The sequence below is a fragment of the Streptomyces sp. P17 genome (assembly GCF_032436805.1).
In the GTDB taxonomy this organism is placed as follows: domain Bacteria; phylum Actinomycetota; class Actinomycetes; order Streptomycetales; family Streptomycetaceae; genus Streptomyces.
In genome coordinates this window covers 42,524-61,986 of sequence record NZ_JAVRBF010000047.1, presented here as the reverse complement: position 1 = coordinate 61,986, position 19,463 = coordinate 42,524, and the positions used below count along the sequence as shown (strand labels likewise).

Here is a 19,463-nt window from a genome sequence, read left to right as displayed (position 1 = left end):
CTTAAAGTTCCGCACATGAACGAACTCTTCGGCACACTTTCCGACGGCACGGCGGTGCACCGCTGGACGCTGGAGCGGGCGGGCGTGCGGGTGCGGGTGCTGACGTACGGCGGGGTCGTGCAGTCGGTTAAGGTCCCGGACCGGGAGGGCGTCCCCGGGAATGTGGTGCTGGGGTTCGCGGAGCTCGACGGCTATCCGGCGCATCCGGGGCCGTACTTCGGTGCCCTGGTCGGGCGGTACGCCAACCGGATCGCGGGCGGCCGTTTCACGCTGGACGGGCTGACGTACGCGCTGCCGCGCAACAACGGCCCGAACTGTCTGCACGGCGGTGAGCGCGGCTTCGACGAGCGGGTGTGGGACGCGGAGCCGGTCGGGCACGGGGTGCGGCTGAGCCGGGTCGCCGGGCCCGGCGAGGAGGGCTTCCCGGGCCGTCTTGAGGTGTCGGCGACGTACACCCTGGACGCCGAGGGCGCGCTGCGGATCGCGTACGAGGCGGTGACCGACGCGCCGACCGTGGTGAACCTGACGAACCACAGCTACTTCAACCTGGCCGGGTCCGGTGCCGGGAACGCGGGCGGGCATGAACTGCGCATCGCCGCCTCCCGGTTCACTCCCGTCGACGCGGATCTGATCCCGACGGGCGTCGAGGACGTCGAGGGAACGCGGTTCGACTTCCGTGCGGCGCGCAAGGCGGGCGCCGGTTACGACCACAACTTCGTGCTCGACAAGGGCGTGACCGCGGCACCGGTGGAGGTGGCCGAGCTCCACGACCCGTCGTCCGGGCGGGTGCTCACGGTGTCGACGACCGAACCGGGCCTCCAGCTGTACACGGCCGACCACCTCTCCGAGCCGTTCGCGCCCGGCGACGGCATCGCCCTGGAGACCCAGCACTTCCCCGACTCCCCGAACCAGCCGGACTTCCCGAGCACGGTGCTGCGTCCCGGCGAGGTGTTCCGCTCGGAGACGGTGTACGCGTTCTCCGTACGGTAGGCGCAGATGAGCCCCGGTCCGGGCGTCAGGTCCCGGACCGGGGCTGTTCATGGGCAACGCGTCCCGGCTCAGACGTTAATCGTCCCGGTGAGCCTGCGGTCCGTGATCGAGCGGCCGGCCTGGATCTCGTACGAACCCTTCACAAATGACCATGAGTTGGTCTTCTCGTCCCAGATCTCGAAGGCGCGGCGCGGGATTTCCACGACGGCCTCGGCCGTCTCCCCCGGTGCCGCCTCCACCTGCGCGAATCCGGCCAGCACCCGCGCCGGGCGCTCGGCGCCGGGCTCGGCCGGGGCCAGGTAGAGCTGCACGACCTCGCGCCCGGGCCGCTCGCCGGTGTTGCGGACCCGGATCCTCGCGCTCGTCCCGTCGAGTTCCAGCGACTGGTAGGTCCACTCGGTGTAGCCGAGGCCGTGTCCGAAGGCGTACGAGGGGGTGCGGCCGTGCTTCTCCCAGGCTCGGTAGCCGATGAAGACGCCCTCGGTGTACGGGAGTTCGCCGTCGGCGGGGACGACCTGGGTGACGGGGGCGTCGGCCAGGGAGCCCCAGGTGGTGGGCAGCCGGCCGCCGGGCTCCTCCGCGCCGGTCAGCACGTCCGCCAGGGCCGCTCCGCCCTCCTGGCCGGGGAACCAGCTGAGCAGGACGGCGGCGACGTCCTCGCGCCACGGCAGTTCCACCGGGGAGCCGGAGTTGCGGGGGCGGGGGGAACTACCTCTCCAACGAGATCGCCTACCGGGCGACGCTGCTGCGGGACCGGCTCGGGCTGCACGACACACTGCCGGCCGGGCATGTGCACACGCCGGTGCTGCAGTTCGGGGCCGGGAACACCTCCGAGGTCACCGACCCCGAGTTCGTGCGCAACCGGCTGGACATCATCGCCCAGGTACGGGCGATCCTGACGACAGCTGCGGGCTGAGCTCCTCGTCGCCGTCCTCGACGGTTTCCTCGCCGAGGAGTTCGCGGGCCATGAGGGTGGCTCCGGCCACCGCGCCGGGCATCAGGAACACCGCTACGAACGGGACCAGGAAGGCCACGGCGAGGGGTGTGCCGAAGCCCCACACCAGGGTCTTGCGGGAGCGGAGCAGGGCCAGCCGGTCACGGAGTTCGACGCGTCGGCGCTGCATCGCCACCGCGGTGAGCTCCTCGGTGAGGAAGAAGCCGGTGACGAGGAAGCCGATCACCGGTACGGCCGTCTGGCCGACGACCGGGATGAAGCCGAGACCGAAGAGGAGGACGGCCCAGACTCCCGCCCGGACGACGATCCGCAGGCTGTCCCGCGCCGAGATCCACAGCTCGCGGATCAGGGGCAGGCCTGACTCGGGGGCGGTGCCGTCCGGGGAGACGTCGCGGTCGACCTTCTCGGAGAGGTTCTCGTAGAAGGGCTGGCCGATCAGGAGGGTGACGGCGGTGAAGGTGAGGACGGACAGCAGCAGCGCCAGGGCGAAGAGCACGGCGGTCAGGAAGCCGCGGAAGAGGCCGAGCCACGGGCTCGACCAGTCGTCGGCGAAGGGGGTCGCCCAGGCCACGAAGTCCTCGCCCCACAGGGCCAGCGCGACAAGCGCCGCCGCGTAGAGGACGAGAGCGATCAGGCCGGGAACCAGCCCGAAGCCGTACTGCTTGCCGTGCCGGGCCACCCACCGCTGGCCCTTCAGGAGATAGCGGAAACCCACCCCAAGATCGCGCATGGCAGAACTCTATCGGTCGGCCGCCACGGCCCGGTCACCCCACCGCCACCGCGACCACCACCCCCTGCTCCGCCGAAGGCGACATCGCCGCCGACACCCGTACCGCCGCGGCCCGGGCGACCCGTCCCGCGCGGGACGCCCCGGACAGCAGCCGGGCTGGAGCTGTTCCAGGCCCGCCACCAGCAGTTCCTCCCCGGCGATCAGCACCGGGCGGGCCGCCTTCGGGGTGGCCGCTGCCGCCTCCGTGAGGTCGGCGAGTGGGGCCGGCCGCCGCTGCTGAAGCCGGACACCGTGGCCGAGGTCGGCCAGATCCACTCCGTGGGCTACGACCTGGTGGCCCGGGCGCACAAGGCCTTCGGGCTCGGCTTCCAGGCCACGGCCGACGTCTGGTACCCGTTCCTCGGCGCCGGCGCCTTCGGCCACAGCGGCGCGGGCGGCTCCCAGGCCTTCGCCGACCCCCGCAGCGGGCTGGCCTACGGCTACACACGGCGCCGGTGCGCGTTCCCGGGCGGGGCCGCACCGGAGAACGTACGGCTGGTGCGGGCGGTCCACACGGCGGCGCCGGCCGGGTGACAGAGGCGAAGGCCGCACCCCACGTCCAAGGGTGCGGCCTTCGTCGTACGCAACGAGCCGCGTCAGACCAGCGTCACGGTGATGTTCCCGCGCGTCGCCTTCGAGTACGGGCACACCTCGTGAGCCTTCTTGAGCAGGCTCGCGGCCGTCTCCGTGTCGGCGTTCGGGATGCTCGCGGAGATCTCGACGATCAGGCCGAAGCCCTCGTCGTTCTTGCCGATGCCGACCTTCGCGGTGACGGTCGAGCCGGTGATGTCGGCGTTCTCCTGGCGGGCCACGACGCCGAGGGCGCCCTGGAAGCAAGCGCTGTAACCGGCGGCGAACAACTGCTCCGGGTTGGTGCCGGCGCCGCTGCCGCCCATCACGGCCGGCGGGTTCACGACGACGTCGAGCCTGCCGTCGTCGGTGGCCACGCGGCCGTCGCGGCCGTTCTCCGCGGTGGCCACGGCGGTGTACAGGACGTCGGACTGCTGAATCGGCATGCGGTGTCTTCTCTCCTCGGTCCGCCGCGACTCGCGCCCACGATCGACGACGGTTTCGGAAAGAAGTTACCGCATGCCGGAAAGCGCGGGGAAGGCTTGCCGGCTCTCAGAGCTTGACGATCATCTTTCCGGTGTTGTCGCCGCGCAGAACCCCGAGGAACGCCTCCAGGTTGTTCTCGATGCCCTCGACGACCGTCTCGCGGTACTTCAGCGCGCCCGAGGCGACCCAGGGGCCCACCTCCTGGACGAACTGCGGCTGGAGGTCGTAGTGGTCGCCGACCAGGAGGCCCTCGATGCGGCCGCGGGTCTGGATGAGACGGGCGAGGTTGCGCGGGCCGGGGGCGGGCTCGGTGTTGTTGTAGACCGAGATCATGCCGCAGATCGCGATCCGGCCACCCCGGTTGAGCTGCCCGATCGCGGCCTCCAGGTGGTCGCCGCCGACGTTGTCGAAGTACACGTCGACCCCGTCCGGGGCGGCCTCCCGCAACTGGTCGCCGACCTTGCCGTTCTTGTAGTTGAACGCGGCGTCGAAGCCGTACTCCTCGACCAGCAGCTTGACCTTCTCGTCGGAGCCGGCCGAGCCGATCACCCGGGAGGCACCCTTGAGCTTGGCGATCTGGCCGACCTGGCTGCCCACGGCACCCGCGGCGCCGGAGACGAAGACCGAGTCACCCTCCTTGAAGGCGGCGGTGCGCAGCAGGCCGGCATAAGCGGTGAGGCCGGTCATGCCGAGGACGCCGAGGTAGGTGGACAGGGGCGCGGCGTCCGCGTCGACCTTGACCGTCTGGCCGGCGCCGACGGTGGCGTACTCGCGCCAGCCGCCGAAGTGCAGGACGTGGTCGCCGGGGGCGATGCCGTCGATGTTCGAGGCGACGACCTCACCGACGGCGCCGCCCTGCATGACCTTGCCGAGCTCGAAGGGGGCGACATAGGACTTGGCGGCGCTCATCCGGCCGCGCATGTACGGGTCAACCGAGAGGTACATGTTCCGCACCAGCACCTCGTCCGGCCCTGGCTGCCGGATCTCCGCCTCCACCAGGGCGAAGTCCTCGGGCTTCGGCCAGCCGACGGGGCGGCTGAGCAGGTGCCATTCGCGGTTGATCATGACGAGTGCCTTTCCGGGTGCAGATACGTGAGCAATACTTCAGCAACTGAAACAACCATGCGCCTGAATATTTCAGGATGTCAAGTAACGGGGTACGCTGGAACGCATGGCCACTGACCAGAAGACCCTCCGCCCCGACGCTCTGACCATGGAAGTGGTCGAGCTGATCGGGAACGTGGTGGTCCGCTACCACCAGGACTTCGACCACGCGGCGGATTCGCATGCGCTGACCGGTGCGCAGGCTCGGCTGCTCAGTCTGCTGTCGCTGGAGCCGCTGCCCATGCGGAAGCTGGCTCAGCGGTTGAAGTGCGAGCCGTCGAATGTGACCGGGATTGTTGACCGGCTGGAGTCGCGGGGGCTTGTGGAGCGGCGGTCCGACCCCGCGGATCGACGGGTGAAGGTCGCTGCCGCTACGGACGAGGGGCGGCGGGTGGCTCGCAGTCTGCGGGAGTCGTTGCGGTTTGCCCGGGAGCCGCTGGCGGGGCTTTCGGAGGAGGAGCGGCTTTCCCTGCGGGATCTGTTGCGGCGGATGCTGGGTTCGTAGCATCCGCGGGCCGGTGGGGGCTTGTCGCGCAGTTCCCCGCGCCCCTCAGGGGTTGGCCGGCCGCTGGTTCGCACATCCCGTCAGCTGCACCACCAGAGGAAACGCGTGCACGTTTCTGTCGGCTCCGGCTCCGGCTCCGGCTCCGGCTCCTGGGTCGTCGGGTCCGCCGTCGGGGTCGGGTCCGGGGCCGTCGTTGGGTCTGGGGCCGTCGAAGGAGCCGGGCCGTCCGCCTCCGATGACTGAGCTTCCTTCGTCGGCTTGTCCTCGGGCTTTTCGGATTCCTTGGCCTTCTTGGACTTCGACGGGGAGGGGGATGCCGGCGCATCCGGGGATGCCGGACCCGACACCGTGTCCGTCGCGCCGCTGATCGGCTCCGCCGTTTCGCCGACCTCCGCTTCCGAGCCCCCGTCCGCCGAGGTGTCGCCCGCCGCGGCCGGAGCCGGGGGCGAACCGGGGGCGTCCAGGCCCAGCTCGGCGAGGCTCAGACCACCGGCGGCCAGGATGAAGCCCGCCGTGATCAGCAGGGTGCGGCGACGGCGGCGACGGTGCGCGGCGGCCTTGCGGTCGCGGCGGCTCGTACCGGCGGCCGCCGGCTCGCTCTCCTCGGCCTCGGCCTCGGCGTCGTAGTCCGCGGAGTCCTCGTGGCCGTCACCCCGTCCGCGCCGTCCTCGCGCCGCCCGACGCGCCGCCGCCCGGCCCCCGGGTCGCCCGGTCTCCTCGGTCGCGCCGACCGGCTCCGCCGCGCTCTCGGCGTCGTACGTGTCGTACGAGGTCGGCTCATCGCTCGCGTACGCGCGGAGTTGTTCGGCCGGTGCGCCGCAGCCCGGGCAGGCGAGGGCGCCATTCAGGTGCCGTCGGCACGGGTGGCAGTAGTCCATGACGCGGGAAGACTAAGTTCCGCACAGATAACGTTCATAGGGCCGCCTGTGAAGGTTGTGTGCGGAACTCCCCCTTCCGGCGCGCCGGTTGAGGTATACGCCCCATCCGTCACCGATGGCCCACCGAAAGCCGTGTCGAAAGCGGTGTCGAAACCGTTATGCGTGCGACCCATTGACACTCCCACCACCGCCTCCCTACTGTCACGTCAGCATTTCGAACGTGTGACGAAATTTCGAACACGCTCGGATGCACCGTCAAATGAGCCGACGACGCAGCGAGGGACAACTGCCGTGCGCATCACCGGAATCAGCACACACGTGGTCGGAACGCCGTGGCGCAACCTGACCTATGTACAGGTGCACACCGACGAGGGGATCACGGGAGTCGGCGAGACCCGGATGCTGGGCCACACCGACGCGCTGATCGGCTATCTGAGAGAGGCCGAGGCCAACCACATTCTCGGTTCCGACCCGTTCGCCGCGGAAGACCTCGTACGCCGGATGAAGTACGGCGACTACGGGCGCGCGGGTGAGATCGTGATGTCCGGTATCGCCGTCATCGAGATGGCCTGCTGGGACATCAAGGGCAAGGCGCTCGGGGTGCCGGTCTGGCAGCTTCTGGGCGGCAAGGTCACCGACAAGGTCAAGGCGTACGCCAACGGCTGGTACACCACCGAGCGGACGCCCGAGGCGTACCACAAGGCCGCCCAGGGGGTCATGGAGCGCGGCTACCGGGCGCTGAAGATCGACCCCTTCGGCACCGGTCACTTCGAGCTGGACCACCAGCAGACGCTGTACGCCGTCTCCCTCATCGAGGCCGTGCGGGACGCCATCGGACCGGACGCCGAGCTGATGCTGGAGATGCACGGCCGGTTCTCGCCGGCGACCGCCGTCCGGCTCGCGCACGAGCTCGCGCCCTTCAAGCCCGCCTGGCTGGAGGAGCCCTGCCCGCCGGAGAACCTCAAGGCGCTGGAGAAGGTCGCCGCCAAAGTCGACATCCCGGTCGCCACCGGTGAGCGGATCCACGACCGGATCGAGTTCCGGGAGCTGTTCGAGAGCCAGGCCGTCGACATCATCCAGCCCGATGTCGGCCACATCGGCGGCATCTGGGAGACGCGCAAGCTGGCCGCGACCGCGGAGACGCACTACATGCTGGTCGCCCCGCACAACGTCGGCGGGTCCGTGCTGACCGCCGCCTCCCTCCAGGTCGGTTTCACCTCCCCGAACTTCAAGATCCTGGAGCACTTCAACGACTTCGCGGACGCGGAGATCAAGAAGGTCGTCAAGGGCGCCCCGCAGGTGAACCCGGAGGACGGCTGCTTCCACCTCTCCGACGCCCCCGGCCTCGGGGTCGAGTTCGACGCCGACGCCGCCGCCGAGTTCCCGCAGCAGCAGGCCCGGTTCGATCTGTGGGCCGAGGGCTGGGAGCGGCGCAAGCCGAAGGGCACCCAGTGAGCAGCGCCGTCGTCATCGAGGCGCCCGGCGAGCACCGGCTGGCCGAGCACACTCCGCGCGAGCCGGGCCCCGGGGAGGCGCTGGTACGCGTCCACGCGGTCGGCATCTGCGGCAGCGACCGCGAGGTGTACCAGGGCAACCGGCCCGAGGGGTACGTCCGTTACCCGCTCACCCCCGGTCACGAGTGGTCCGGGACCGTCCAGGCGGTCGGCGCCGGGGTGCCCGGCTCGCTCGTCGGCCACAAGGTCGTCGGCGAGGGCTTCCGCAACTGCCAGGTCTGCGACCGCTGTCACGCCGGTGAGACCACGCTGTGCACCGCCGGGTACGAGGAGACCGGGTTCACCCAGCCCGGCGCGATGGCGACCACGCTCACCCTGCCGGCCCGGCTGCTGCACGTGCTGCCGGACGACTGCGATCTGACGGCGGCCGCGCTGCTGGAGCCCGCCGCCTGTATCGCCGCCGCGGCGATCAAGGCGAACGCCCGCCCGGGCGAGCGGGTCGCGGTGGTCGGCACCGGGACGCTCGGCATGTTCGCCGTGCAGTTCCTGCGGGCCGGATCGCCGGGCGAGCTGCTGGTGGTGGGCACCCGGCCCGACCGGGCCGCCCTGTCGAAGGACTTCGGCGCCACCGACTTCCGTACGAAGGACCAGCAGCTCCCCGACGACTTCGACGTCGTCATCGAGACCGCCGGGTCCGCGTCCGCCGCGCGCACCGCCGCCTCCCTGCTCAGGCGCGGCGGACGTCTGGTCCTGACGGGTATCCCGGCGCCGGGCGCCGAGGGTCTGGACCCGACGGATCTGGTCGTACGGCAGCTGGAGGTACACACCGTCTTCGGGGCGCCGCCGGAGGCCTGGGCGCACACGGCCCGGGTGTTCGCGGCCGGGTTGCTCGATCCGCTGCCGCTGGTCACGCACGAGCTGCCGCTGGACGGGTTCGCGCAGGCCATCGAGCTGGTGGGGTCCGGCGATCCCAAGGTCGGCAAGGTGCTCCTGCGTCCCCAGGGTCTGCCCGGCGGATCAGGCCGGGTGTGACAAACGGCGCATGGCAACCGAGCCGAGCGGGGTCGGTGGGGGTGCCCCCGCGCGAGGTTGTTCGAGCGTGGGGGAGCGTGCAGTTGCAAGGCGGAGGAGGGAGTCGACGCGGAGCGTCGGCGACCGACGACAACGCGGCTGGGGGTCCCCCTCTGGGGGAGTGCGTGCCAGAGCCCGCGACGCCGGCCTGATCCGCCGGGCAGGCCCTTCAGCCGTACGCCGGTGCGGGGGTTACCTGACGGCCCCCGCACCGGCGTACATCCAAGCCTTTCCGTACCCAGAGCCGCGAACTTCGTCCGAAATATCGAACAAGAAGGACAGCTTGTGACCGACGCTTCCGCAGCCCGTCGACCCGGTGAGCAGACGCTCGCCGCCCTCGGCCTGGGCGCGCCCGACCTCTCCCCCGCCGACGCCTCGCCCCATATCTTCCCGGGCGGCGGCCGCTGGCGCACCGAGATCCCCTCGTGCGAGGGTCCCGAAGCGCTGGCCGTCGTCCTGAAGGAAGCCTCGCGCCTGGATGTGCCGATCCACCGGATCAGCCAGGGCAGCGGCGTGTGGATGCTGACCGACTCCGAGATCACCGAGATGGTGGAGGCGACCGCCGAGCGCGACATCGAACTCTGCCTGTTCACCGGCCCACGCGGCACCTGGGACATCGGCGGCTCCACGCGCACCGACTCGCGGGGGGCCGGACTGCGCGCCCGTGGCCATGACGCCGTGGCCGGCTGCGTCGAAGACGCCGTGCGGGCAACGGAGTTGGGCGTCAAGTGCCTGCTCGTCGCCGACGAGGGCGTGCTGTGGACACTGCACCGGGCGCGGGTCGCCGGGATCATCCCGGCCGACACCACGCTCAAGGTGAGCGCGCTGATCGGCCCGGTCAACCCGGCCGCGTACGCGGTGTACGAGAACCTGGGCGCCGACTCGATCAATGTGCCCAGCGATCTGACGCTCGACCATCTCACGGAGATCCGTCGGGTCTCCGCCGCCCCGATGGACATGTACATCGAGGCCCCCGACGATCTCGGCGGATATGTCCGGATGTACGAGGTCGCCGAACTGATCCGGCGCGGCGCACCGCTCTACCTGAAGTTCGGTCTGTCCAAGACGCCCGGGATCTACCCCTACGGCCACCACCTGCGGGAGCTCACGCTCTCCACCGCCAAGGAGCGCGTGCGGCGCGGCCGCCTGGCCCTGGACCTGCTCGCCCGGCACGGCGCCGACGGCGACATGGCTCCGCTGGGCTCCCGTCTGCCCGGCGAACTCCGACGTTTCGAAACATATTCATAAAGTTTTCGACGCCACCTCTTCACACAAGGCGACGTAGCCAAACAGAATCCCACACATCGCTTGCACGCTGAGACATCAAGGAAGATGACCATGCGCAACCGCAGAGCCGCACTCTCCGCCATAGCCACCGCCGCCACCCTCGCCCTCACCCTGACCGCCTGCGGCCAGGACAGCGAAGGCGGCGGCGAAGAGGGCAAGGGGAGCACCGAAGGCGCCACCATCGGTATCGCGATGCCCACCAAGTCCTCCGAGCGCTGGATCGCCGACGGCGCCAACGTGGAGAAGCACCTCAAGGACATGGGCTACAAGACCAGGCTGGTCTACGGCGAGGACGACCCCGACCAGCAGGTCTCGCAGATCGAGAACCTGATCACGCAGGGTGTGAAGGCCCTGATCGTGGCGGCCATCGACAACAAGTCGATGAACAACGTCCTGCAGCAGGCCAAGGACGCCGACATCCCGGTGATCTCCTACGACCGCCTGATCCTCGGCACCGAGAACGTCGACTACTACGCGTCGTTCGACAACGAGAAGGTCGGCGAGCTCCAGGCCACCTACATCGTCGAGAAGCTCGGCCTCAAGGACGGCGCTGGTGCTTCGAAGGGCCCCTTCAACATCGAGCTGTTCGCCGGCTCCAACGACGACAACAACACGCGCTACTTCTTCCAGGGCGCGATGAACGTCCTGCAGCCCTACATCGACAAGAAGCAGCTCGTCGTCCGCTCCGGCCAGACCAACCTGACCCAGGTCACCACCCTGCGCTGGGACGGCGGCACCGCCCAGAAGCGCATGGACGACATCCTCACCTCGGCCTACAAGTCCGAGCGGGTCGACGCGGTGCTCTCGCCGTACGACGGCATCTCCATCGGCATCCTGTCGGCGCTGAAGTCCGACGACTACGGCTCCAAGTCCAAGCCGCTGCCGATCGTCACGGGCCAGGACGCCGAGGTCGCCTCGGTGAAGTCGATCATCGCCGACGAGCAGTCGATGACCGTCTACAAGGACACCCGCGAACTCGCCAAGGTGGCCTCGAACATGGTCGACGCGGTGCTCAACGGCAAGAAGCCCGAGGTCAACGACGAGAAGACCTACGACAACGGCTCCAAGGTCGTCCCGGCGTACCTGCTGGAGCCGGTGAGCGTGGACAAGGCGAACTACCAGAAGGTCGTCGTCGACTCCGGCTACATCAAGGAAAGCGACCTCAAGTAACCGCCGACTCCCACTGATTGGAAGGCACGACCATGGCGGGACCCGTCCTGGAAATGCGCTCGATCGTCAAGACCTTTCCCGGCGTCAAGGCGCTGTCGGACGTCACTCTGACCGTCCGGCAGGGCGAGGTCCACGCCATCTGCGGGGAGAACGGCGCCGGCAAGTCGACCCTCATGAAGGTCCTCTCCGGCGTCCACCCGCACGGCACGTACGAGGGCGAGATCCTCTTCGAGGGAGAGGCCTGCGAGTTCAAGGACATCCGGGCCAGTGAGCAGCACGGCATCGTGATCATCCACCAGGAACTGGCGCTGATCCCCTACCTCTCCATCGCCGAGAACATCTTCCTCGGCAACGAACACGCCACCCGCGGGATCATCAGCTGGACCGAGACCCTGCGGCACGCCACCGAGCTGCTGCGCCGGGTCGGGCTCAGCGATCACCCCGACACCCGGGTCGCCGACATCGGTGTCGGCAAGCAGCAGCTGGTGGAGATCGCGAAGGCGCTGTCGAAGAAGGTGAAGCTGCTCATCCTCGATGAGCCGACCGCGGCCCTGAACGACGAGGACAGCGGGAAACTCCTCGATCTGATCCTGGAGTTGAAGAAGCAGGGCATCACCTCGATCATCATCTCCCACAAGCTCAACGAGATCCGCAAGGTCGCGGACTCGGTGACGATCCTGCGCGACGGCCGGACCATCGAGACCCTCGATGTGAAGGCCGAGGAGACCACCGAGGACCGGATCATCAGCGGGATGGTCGGCCGTGACCTGGAGCACCGCTTCCCCGACCGGACCCCGCACCGGCCGCAGGAGGGCGCGGCCCCGGCGCTTGAGATCCGCAACTGGACCGTGCACCACCCCATCGACCAGCAGCGCAAGGTCGTCGACGATGTGTCGATCGAGGTGCGGCGCGGCGAGATCGTCGGTATCGCGGGCCTGATGGGCGCGGGCCGCACCGAACTCGCGATGAGCGTCTTCGGGCGGACCTACGGCCGGTACGCGGGCGGCACGGTCCTCAAGGACGGCACGGAGATCCGTACCAAGTCCGTCCCCGAGGCGGTCAAGCACGGCATCGCCTACGTCACCGAGGACCGCAAGCACTACGGCCTCAACCTCATCGACACCATCAACCGCAATATCTCGCTCAGCGCGCTGGGCAAGGTCGCCAAGCGGGGCGTGGTGGACGAGCACGAGGAGCGGCAGGTCGCCGAGGGCTTCCGCAAGTCCATGAACATCAAGGCGCCCACCGTCTTCGAACCGGTGGGCAAGCTGTCGGGCGGCAACCAGCAGAAGGTCGTCCTCAGCAAGTGGATCTTCGCGGGTCCCGATGTGCTGATCCTGGACGAGCCGACCCGGGGCATCGACGTCGGCGCCAAGTACGAGATCTACACCGTCATCGACCAGTTGGCCGCCCAGGGCAAGGCGGTCGTCTTCATCTCCTCCGAGCTGCCGGAGCTGCTCGGCATGTGTGACCGCATCTACACGATGGCCGCGGGGCGGCTGACCGGTGAGTTCTCGCGGGCCGAGGCCTCGCAGGAATCGCTGATGCGCCAGATGACCAAGGACAAAGAGGTATCCCGATGAGCACGGATGTGACCGCCAAGACGCCGGCCCCGGCGCCGCCCGGCAAGGGCGGTTCGGCCACGGGTGACGGACTGCTCCAGCTGGTGCTGGAGGGCATGCGCCGCAACATGCGCCAGTACGGCATGCTGATCGCCCTCGGCCTGATCGTGGTGCTGTTCGCCGTATGGACCGACGGTGACCTGCTGCTGCCGCGCAACGTCTCCAACCTGGTGCTGCAGAACAGCTACATCCTGATCCTCGCGATCGGCATGATGCTCGTCATCATCGCGGGCCATATCGACCTGTCGGTCGGCTCGCTGACGGCGTTCATCGGATCCATGGCCGCCGTGTTCATGGTCAAGAACGATCTCCCATGGCCGGTCGCCGTGATCCTCTGCCTCGCCATGGGCGCGGCGGCGGGCGCGGTACAAGGGTTCTTCATCGCCTACGGCGGCATACCATCCTTCATCGTCACCCTCGCGGGCATGCTGATCTTCCGCGGTCTGACCGAGATCTTCCTGGAGGGCCAGACCCTCGGCCCGTTCCCGGAGGGGCTGCAGAAGGTCTCCAACGGCTTCATGCCCGAGGTCGGCCCGAACACCAACTACCACAACCTCACCCTGCTGCTCGGTCTCGCGATGATCGCGTTCGTGTTCTTCCAGGAGTTCCGCGACCGGCGCCGCCAGCAGGAGTTCGCGCTGGACGTCCCACCGCTCAACCTCTTCCTGCTCAAGCTGGTCGCGATCGGCGCCGCCATCCTGACGCTGACGATGCTGCTCGCCAGCTACAAGGGCGCCCCGTACATCCTGCTGGTCCTCGGGGTGCTGCTGGTCGGCTTCGGCTACCTCATGCGCAACGCGATCATCGGCCGCCACATCTACGCGATCGGCGGCAACCTGCCCGCGGCCAAGCTGTCGGGCGTGAAGGACAAGAAGGTCACCTTCCTGGTCTTCCTGAACATGGGCATGCTCGCGGCCCTGGCGGGTCTGGTCTTCGCCGCCCGCTTCAACGCGGCCTCTCCCAAGGCCGGCCTCAACTTCGAGCTGGAGGCCATCGCCGCCGCGTTCATCGGCGGCGCGTCGATGAGCGGCGGTGTCGGCACCGTGCTCGGCGCGATCATCGGCGGTCTGGTCCTGGGCGTGCTGAACAACGGTATGAACCTCGTCGGCATCGGCACGGACTGGCAGCAGGTCATCAAGGGCATGGTGCTGCTGGCCGCGGTCGGGTTCGACGTGTGGAACAAGCGCAAGGTCGGTTCGTAAGTCGCTCGGGCCCCGCCGGAAGGCGGGGCCCGCTTCCTTTCACAGGAGCCGCTGCAATGGAACTGAACAGACGCACCGTCATCGCCGGGGCCGCTGCCGCCGGTGTCACCGCCGCTCTGAGCGGCACCGCACATGCCACGGGAGGGCACAGGCCGGTGAAGTCGCTCTTCGGCAAGCTCGCCGACGGGACGAAGATCTACAGCTGGGCGCTGGAGAACGGGGGGACCCGGCTGAAGGTCCTCTCCTACGGCGGCATCGTCCAGTCCCTGGAGATCCCCGACCGGCGCGGCCGCTACACCAATGTCTCGCTGGGCTTCGACACCATCGAGGACTACGTCTCCTCCAGCCCCTACTTCGGCGCCCTGATCGGCCGGTTCGGCAACCGCATCGCCAAGGGCAGGTTCACCCTGGACGGGAAGGACTACCAGCTGTCCGTCAACGACGGCGAGAACAGCCTGCACGGCGGAGCCAAGGGCTTCGACAAGGTCGTCTGGGACATCGAGCCGTTCACCAAGGGCTCCGACGTCGGCCTGTATCTCTACTACACGTCCGTCGACGGCGAGATGGGCTACCCCGGCACGCTGAAGACGAAGGTGACGTACACCCTCACCCGCTCCGGCGACTGGCGCATCGACTACGAGGCCACCACCGACAAGGCCACCGTCGTCAACCTCACCAGCCACGTCTACTGGAACCTGGCCGGCGAGTCCAGCGGCACCATCTACGACCATGAGCTGTCCATCGCCGCCTCCCGCTACACGCCGGTCGACTCGGGGCTGATCCCCACGGGTGAGCTGGCGAAGGTGGCCGGCACTCCCTTCGACTTCCGCCGCACCAAGACCGTCGGCGAGGACATCCGGGTCGCGCACCAGCAGCTGCTGTACGGCAAGGGCATCGACCACAACTGGGTGCTGGACAAGGGCATCAGCGCGAAGCCGGAGTGGGTGGCCACGCTGCGGGACCCCTCCTCCGGGCGCACCATGAGGATCGCCACGACCGAGCCGGGCCTGCAGTTCTACTCGGGCAACTTCCTCGACGGCACCCTCGTCGGCAGCGGCGGCTCCATCTACCGCCAGGGTGACGCCCTGTGCCTGGAGACACAGCACTTCCCGGACTCGCCGAACCAGCCGTCGTTCCCGTCCACCACACTGCGACCGGGTCAGACGTACCGGACGACGACGGTGCACTCGTTCAGCGCCTGAGCCAGAACCATAGCCTGTTCACAACTTCCCAAGAGATTCACAGAGGTTGAACAGCGCCACACAGGCATCCGTATCCAAGGGTGGCCCGTGCTCCCCCGCACGGGCCACCCACAGACGGAGGTTGCCTTGGCTGAGAACGTCACCTCGCTGTTCCGCAGCACGGCGGCGCACAGCCCCTCGATGGCGTCGCTGACCCGTGAGGGCGGTGACGGGGTCGGGCCGATCGACTTCTGCATCCCCTGCAACCCGTACTTCCCCACGCCCGCCATGTTCGACGACATGGCGGGCCGGTTGCGCGACATCATCACGTACTACCCCAGCAGCGCCGACACGATCACGGCCGAGCTGTGCAACCTCCTCCAACTCCCCCCGCAGGCCGTCGCGATGGGCAACGGCTCGACCGAGCTGATCACCTGGATCGACCATCTGCTGGTCCGCGAGTCCCTCGCCGTCCCCGTCCCCACCTTCGGCCGCTGGACCGACCAGCCCATGGAGACCGGCAAGCGGGTCGACATGTTTCCGCTCCAGGAGTCCAGCGGCTTCGCCCTCGATCTCGCACAGTACGCCGAGTTCATCCGGGCCCGCGGCACACGTGCCGCCGTGATCTGCAACCCCAACAACCCCGACGGCGGCTTTCTGCACCGGCACGCCATCGTGCAGTTCATGGACGCCATGGCCGATCTCGATCTGGTCGTCATCGACGAGTCGTTCCTGGAGTTCGCCGACGCGGAGGCGGAGCCCTCGGTGGTGCAGGAGGCGATGCTGCGGCCCAACGTCATCGTGCTGCGCAGCCTCGGCAAGAACTTCGGTCTGCACGGCATACGGTTCGGGTATCTGGTCGCCAACCCGGCGCTCGCGGGGCGGGTCCGTTCCATGCTCCCCAAGTGGAACCTCAACGCCTTCGCCGAGCACGTGGTGTTCATGCTGAAGCACCACGGTCCGGAGTACGCGGAGAGCCTGCACCAGGTGCGCCGGGACCGGCTCGACATGGCATCGCAGCTCGCCGCGCTGCCGGGTCTGACCGTGTACCCCTCCCAGGGCAACTTCCTTTTCGTACGGCTTCCCGTGGGTGCCGAAGGCACCGTCGTCCGGGACCGGTTGCTCGCCGAGCACCGGATCCTGGTCCGTGAGTGCGGCAACAAGATCGGGTCGTCCAGCCGCTTCCTGAGACTCGTGGTGCGCCCCCAGGTGGACGTGCGTCGCCTGGTGTCCGGCCTGGAGCAGGTGCTCTACGGGACCAGGAGGGGAGCGGCCGCCGTGCCCGAGCTGGCTACAGGGACCAGCTACAGCTCGGGTACGGCGGCCGTGGATCGGTTGGTGGGGTCGACGAACGGGGCGGGTATTCCGATGCCGTCGCCCATGCCTTCACCCATGCCGGCGCCGACTCCCATGCCGGCCCCGGCACCGGCCGCCCCCATGCCGATGCCCATGCCTGCGGCGGCGGCCGCCGGGCCTACGCCGCCTGGCGTTCCTGCCCGTGGCGGGCTCACGGCGGCGCAGGTCCGTGGGACTACCGGGCCCGGGCTTGCCCCCGCCCCGGCCACCGGGTGGCCCCATGCCGGAGGGTGGCCCAACGCGGCCGGGATGGGGTGACCGTAGGGGTGGGTGCGCTCGCCCGCGCTTGCGGGGTGCCACTGCGGATTCGAGGTCAGTAGGCGACGGGCCATCCGCTGCTCCAGTTCAGGAGGTTGATGCCGAGCTTCGGCGTGCCGTTGTCCTGGCCGTCGTAGTAGTGGTAGACGATCAGGTCGCCGTCGACGTCGTTCATGATCGACTGCCCGCCGGGGCCGATGTACCGGCCCTGCGACTCCAGTACGGGTGTCCCGCCGTTGTTCATCATCGACACGCCGTTCTTGTCGTAGTACGGCCCGGTGACACTGGTGGCGCGGCCCACCTTCACCTTGTACGTCGAGCTGGTGCCCGCGCAGCAGGTGTCGTACGAGGCGAAGAGGTAGTAGTAGCCGTTGCGCTTGACGATGTACGGCGCCTCCACCGCCTTGGTGCCGGTCGGGCGGGAGGCCAGTGAGTAGCGGGTGGTGTTGGTGGAGAGCTGTTTGCCCGTCGCCGGGTTGATCTGGATCATCTTGATCCCGGTCCACCAACTGCCGAAGGACAGCCACCACTTGCCGTCGCCGTCGACGAAGAGGTTCGGGTCGATGGCGTTGTAGTCGCTGGACGAGCCGGAGGTGTAGACGGTCCCCTGGTCGGTCCAGCTGCCCGGCTGGCCGGTGCTGGAGGTGGCGAGCCCGATCGCCGAGGTGTTGGAGCCGAACTTCGAGACGGAGTAGTACATCAGGTACTTGCCGCCGTGGTACGAGATGTCCGGCGCCCAGGCCTCCGGCACGGAGGAGTACGTCGACCACCAGCTCGGGCGGGAGGAGAAGGCGTCGGCGCCGGCGCTGAAGGCGATGCGGTTGCCGGACGTCTTGCTGGCCATGCCACCGCCGGTGGCGTACAGCAGGTACTGCCCGGACGAGGTGCGGATCATCGTCGGGTCGTGGACGACGGTGGAGCCCGTGACGGTGCCGGGGTTGGGGTAGGCCGACGCAGTGGACGGGATGAGGGCCAGCAGCGCGGCGGCGGGGAGGGCGAGCAGAGCGGTTCTGGTGCGGCTCCCGCGAACGCTCCTGTTCTGTATGTCGAACAACGATCGTTACTTCGGACGGCCGGACCGTAGAATCGAACCCCTTGCGCGTCAATGGTTCGCGCAGCATCTGCGCCACCACGGCCACCGCCCGTGCGCCGAGCTGGACAAGCCGCTGCTGTGCAGGCCGAGCTGAGGAAACCCGCAGACGCCGGCGGTTCGGGGCCTCCTGTCCGATTCATTCCTGTCTTCAACGGCGCCACAGTGACAGCCACTTCGGTACGTCCACCTCGGCGCGGACCGTCTTGCCGGGAGGCTCCCGCTCCAGCACCTCCCAGCGGTCGGCGAAGGCCTGGACAAGGACGAGTCCGCGGCCGTACTCGTCGAGCGGGTGCGGGGGCCTCACGGCGGCGGGCTCGGGTGGTCGCCGTTCGGCGCAGGTGTCGCTGACCTCGACTCGGACACTCCCGCTGACGAGGGACAGCCGCAGCTCGAAGTCCCGGCCCGGAACACGGGCGTGGGTCACGGCATTGGTGGCCAGCTCGGCGACGATCGCGGCAACGGCGTCCGACACGTCGGTGCCGTGCGGGATGCCCCAGACGTGCAGCTGGCTCTGGGCGAGGTGACGGGCGAGGCGGGCGCCGCGCGGGGTGGCGGTGAGCCGCTGGGTGAACACACTTACGGTAACCGGGGGGTGGGAGGTGCGCGGTGCGGTCATGCGCCCAATCTGTCGCCCACGCACGGCACTTCACCAGGTCGGCGGCGCGTACGCTGCGGGAGCGTACGCGGTGACGGGGTGGACAGTACGCATGACTGACCGTAACCATGGGTCGCGGGAGGTGACCGACGGTGGTCGATGGTGCGGTGGGGACGGGTGGGGAGCCGGAGTCGTCGGGCAGTCTGCGGACGTTCGGGGCGGTCGTGCAGGCGCTGCGGGAGCATGCCGGGCTGAGCCGGGAGGAGTTCGGGGAGTGGGTGGGGCTCTCGAAACACACGGTGGCGTCGATCGAGCAGGGGCGGCGGATGCCGGATCCGCGGTTCGGCGAGCGGGCGGAGGGGGTGCTGGGGAACACGGGTGCGCTGAGGAAGGCAGAGAGGCATCTGGCTCGGCAACCGGGGTTGGCGGCCTGGTTTCGGCGGTGGGCCCAGCTGGAGGCCACCGCCATCACGCTCTATACGTACGAATGCCGGTTGATTCCAGGGCTGTTGCAGACGGAGACGTATGCGCGGACTCTGTTCACGAACCAGCTTCCGCCGCTGAGTGACGAACAGATCGAGGCGCAGTGGAGCGCGCGGGCGGAACGGCAACGGCTGCTGCGGGAGCGGCCGAACACGGCGTTCGCCTTCATCCTGGAGGAGCATCTGTTCCGGCGGCACACGGGTGGGGTGGCGGTCACGCGGGACCTCATCGACCATGTGCTGGAGATCGCCCAACTGCGGAATGTGGAGCTCCAGATCATGCCGACGGAGCAGGAGACCCACGCGAGGCTGGACGGCCCGATGCGGCTGCTGGAGACCCCCGAGAACCAGTGGTTCGCCTATTGCGAGGGGCAGGAAAGGATGGCGTCCCGCCGGGTGGTGTAGCCGATCAACGGACCGGAACTCGCAGGTCAC

17 protein-coding genes and 3 pseudogenes are annotated in these 19,463 nt (G+C 68.9%); 13 read left to right on the top strand and 7 right to left on the bottom strand.

Translation table 11 applies throughout. From position 1 onward, the window contains the following. Nucleotides 1-15 precede the first annotated feature (15 nt). The gene (locus tag RMT89_RS27810) at nucleotides 16-990 is read left to right on the top strand and encodes an aldose epimerase family protein (protein ID WP_315886526.1); all 975 of its coding nucleotides are present in this window, start codon (nucleotides 16-18) and stop codon (nucleotides 988-990) included. A gap of 68 nt (nucleotides 991-1,058) precedes the next feature. Here RMT89_RS27810 and RMT89_RS27805 read toward each other — a convergent pair. Continuing rightward, a pseudogene (locus RMT89_RS27805) lies at nucleotides 1,059-1,682 on the bottom strand (fibronectin type III-like domain-contianing protein); the annotation flags it as partial. Here RMT89_RS27805 and RMT89_RS27800 point away from each other — a divergent pair. After that, a pseudogene (locus RMT89_RS27800) lies at nucleotides 1,667-1,906 on the top strand (pyroglutamyl peptidase); the annotation flags it as partial. The pseudogenes RMT89_RS27805 and RMT89_RS27800 overlap by 16 nt on opposite strands. On the opposite strand, the gene RMT89_RS27795 reads toward RMT89_RS27800, so the two are convergent. Then, nucleotides 1,863-2,675, bottom strand: coding sequence for an EI24 domain-containing protein (locus RMT89_RS27795; RefSeq protein ID WP_315886525.1), 813 nt, complete (start codon nucleotides 2,673-2,675; stop codon nucleotides 1,863-1,865). The pseudogene RMT89_RS27800 and the gene RMT89_RS27795 sit on opposite strands and share 44 nt — an antisense overlap. A gap of 246 nt (nucleotides 2,676-2,921) precedes the next feature. Between RMT89_RS27795 and RMT89_RS27790 the strand changes: the two are divergent. Beyond that, nucleotides 2,922-3,248 (top strand): annotated as a pseudogene (locus RMT89_RS27790) (EstA family serine hydrolase); the annotation flags it as partial. A gap of 62 nt (nucleotides 3,249-3,310) precedes the next feature. On the opposite strand, the gene RMT89_RS27785 reads toward RMT89_RS27790, so the two are convergent. Together RMT89_RS27785 and RMT89_RS27780 are read right to left on the bottom strand one after the other, a co-directional pair. Continuing rightward, nucleotides 3,311-3,730 carry an organic hydroperoxide resistance protein gene (locus RMT89_RS27785; protein ID WP_315886524.1) on the bottom strand — a complete coding sequence of 140 codons (420 nt, stop codon included), beginning with the start codon at nucleotides 3,728-3,730 and terminating at the stop codon, nucleotides 3,311-3,313. Between the two features lie 106 nt (nucleotides 3,731-3,836). Further along, nucleotides 3,837-4,835 (bottom strand): NADP-dependent oxidoreductase, encoded by a 999-nt coding sequence (locus tag RMT89_RS27780; RefSeq protein WP_315886523.1) that lies wholly within the window; start codon nucleotides 4,833-4,835, stop codon nucleotides 3,837-3,839. A gap of 106 nt (nucleotides 4,836-4,941) precedes the next feature. Here RMT89_RS27780 and RMT89_RS27775 point away from each other — a divergent pair, with 106 nt between their 5' ends. After that, nucleotides 4,942-5,379: a MarR family transcriptional regulator gene (locus RMT89_RS27775; RefSeq protein ID WP_315886522.1), complete on the top strand. Its 438-nt coding sequence runs from the start codon at nucleotides 4,942-4,944 to the stop codon at nucleotides 5,377-5,379. 80 nt (nucleotides 5,380-5,459) lie between these two features. On the opposite strand, the gene RMT89_RS27770 is transcribed toward RMT89_RS27775, so the two are convergent. Then, entirely contained in the window at nucleotides 5,460-6,257 is a 798-nt protein-coding gene (locus RMT89_RS27770; protein WP_315886521.1) for a hypothetical protein, read from the bottom strand. A 291-nt stretch (nucleotides 6,258-6,548) separates the two neighbouring features. Here RMT89_RS27770 and RMT89_RS27765 point away from each other — a divergent pair, with 291 nt between their 5' ends. The 8 genes from RMT89_RS27765 to RMT89_RS27730 all read left to right on the top strand — a co-directional run bounded on the left by RMT89_RS27765 (nucleotide 6,549) and on the right by RMT89_RS27730 (nucleotide 16,858). Then, the gene (locus RMT89_RS27765) at nucleotides 6,549-7,712 is read left to right on the top strand and encodes a mandelate racemase/muconate lactonizing enzyme family protein (RefSeq protein ID WP_315886520.1); all 1,164 of its coding nucleotides are present in this window, start codon (nucleotides 6,549-6,551) and stop codon (nucleotides 7,710-7,712) included. Further along, on the top strand, nucleotides 7,709-8,743 hold the full coding sequence (locus RMT89_RS27760) for an alcohol dehydrogenase catalytic domain-containing protein (RefSeq protein WP_315886519.1): 1,035 nt from the start codon (nucleotides 7,709-7,711) through the stop codon (nucleotides 8,741-8,743). Before RMT89_RS27765 ends, RMT89_RS27760 begins: the two co-directional genes overlap by 4 nt. A 324-nt stretch (nucleotides 8,744-9,067) precedes the next feature. Further along, nucleotides 9,068-10,030 (top strand): hypothetical protein, encoded by a 963-nt coding sequence (locus RMT89_RS27755; RefSeq protein ID WP_315886518.1) that lies wholly within the window; start codon nucleotides 9,068-9,070, stop codon nucleotides 10,028-10,030. A 90-nt stretch (nucleotides 10,031-10,120) separates the two neighbouring features. Further along, nucleotides 10,121-11,239 (top strand): multiple monosaccharide ABC transporter substrate-binding protein, encoded by a 1,119-nt coding sequence (gene chvE, locus RMT89_RS27750; RefSeq protein WP_315886517.1) that lies wholly within the window; start codon nucleotides 10,121-10,123, stop codon nucleotides 11,237-11,239. A 32-nt stretch (nucleotides 11,240-11,271) separates the two neighbouring features. Further along, nucleotides 11,272-12,822 (top strand): multiple monosaccharide ABC transporter ATP-binding protein, encoded by a 1,551-nt coding sequence (mmsA, locus tag RMT89_RS27745; protein WP_315886516.1) that lies wholly within the window; start codon nucleotides 11,272-11,274, stop codon nucleotides 12,820-12,822. Then, nucleotides 12,819-14,063 (top strand): multiple monosaccharide ABC transporter permease, encoded by a 1,245-nt coding sequence (gene mmsB, locus RMT89_RS27740; protein ID WP_315886515.1) that lies wholly within the window; start codon nucleotides 12,819-12,821, stop codon nucleotides 14,061-14,063. Before mmsA ends, mmsB begins: the two co-directional genes overlap by 4 nt. A gap of 56 nt (nucleotides 14,064-14,119) precedes the next feature. Further along, nucleotides 14,120-15,265, top strand: a complete 1,146-nt coding sequence (locus tag RMT89_RS27735) for an aldose epimerase family protein (RefSeq protein ID WP_315886514.1) — start codon at nucleotides 14,120-14,122, stop codon at nucleotides 15,263-15,265. A 126-nt stretch (nucleotides 15,266-15,391) separates the two neighbouring features. Then, a complete protein-coding gene (locus RMT89_RS27730) occupies nucleotides 15,392-16,858 on the top strand; it encodes a histidinol-phosphate transaminase (RefSeq protein WP_315886513.1) in 1,467 nt (488 codons plus the stop codon). A 55-nt stretch (nucleotides 16,859-16,913) separates the two neighbouring features. On the opposite strand, the gene RMT89_RS27725 is transcribed toward RMT89_RS27730, so the two are convergent. Together RMT89_RS27725 and RMT89_RS27720 are read right to left on the bottom strand one after the other, a co-directional pair. Beyond that, a complete protein-coding gene (locus RMT89_RS27725; protein WP_315886512.1) occupies nucleotides 16,914-17,912 on the bottom strand; it encodes an arabinan endo-1,5-alpha-L-arabinosidase in 999 nt (332 codons plus the stop codon). 187 nt (nucleotides 17,913-18,099) lie between these two features. Next, nucleotides 18,100-18,567: an ATP-binding protein gene (locus RMT89_RS27720; protein WP_315886511.1), complete on the bottom strand. Its 468-nt coding sequence runs from the start codon at nucleotides 18,565-18,567 to the stop codon at nucleotides 18,100-18,102. 131 nt (nucleotides 18,568-18,698) lie between these two features. On the opposite strand from RMT89_RS27720, the gene RMT89_RS27715 reads away from it, so the two are divergent. After that, nucleotides 18,699-19,433, top strand: a complete 735-nt coding sequence (locus tag RMT89_RS27715) for a helix-turn-helix transcriptional regulator (RefSeq protein WP_315886510.1) — start codon at nucleotides 18,699-18,701, stop codon at nucleotides 19,431-19,433. Nucleotides 19,434-19,463 lie beyond the last annotated feature (30 nt).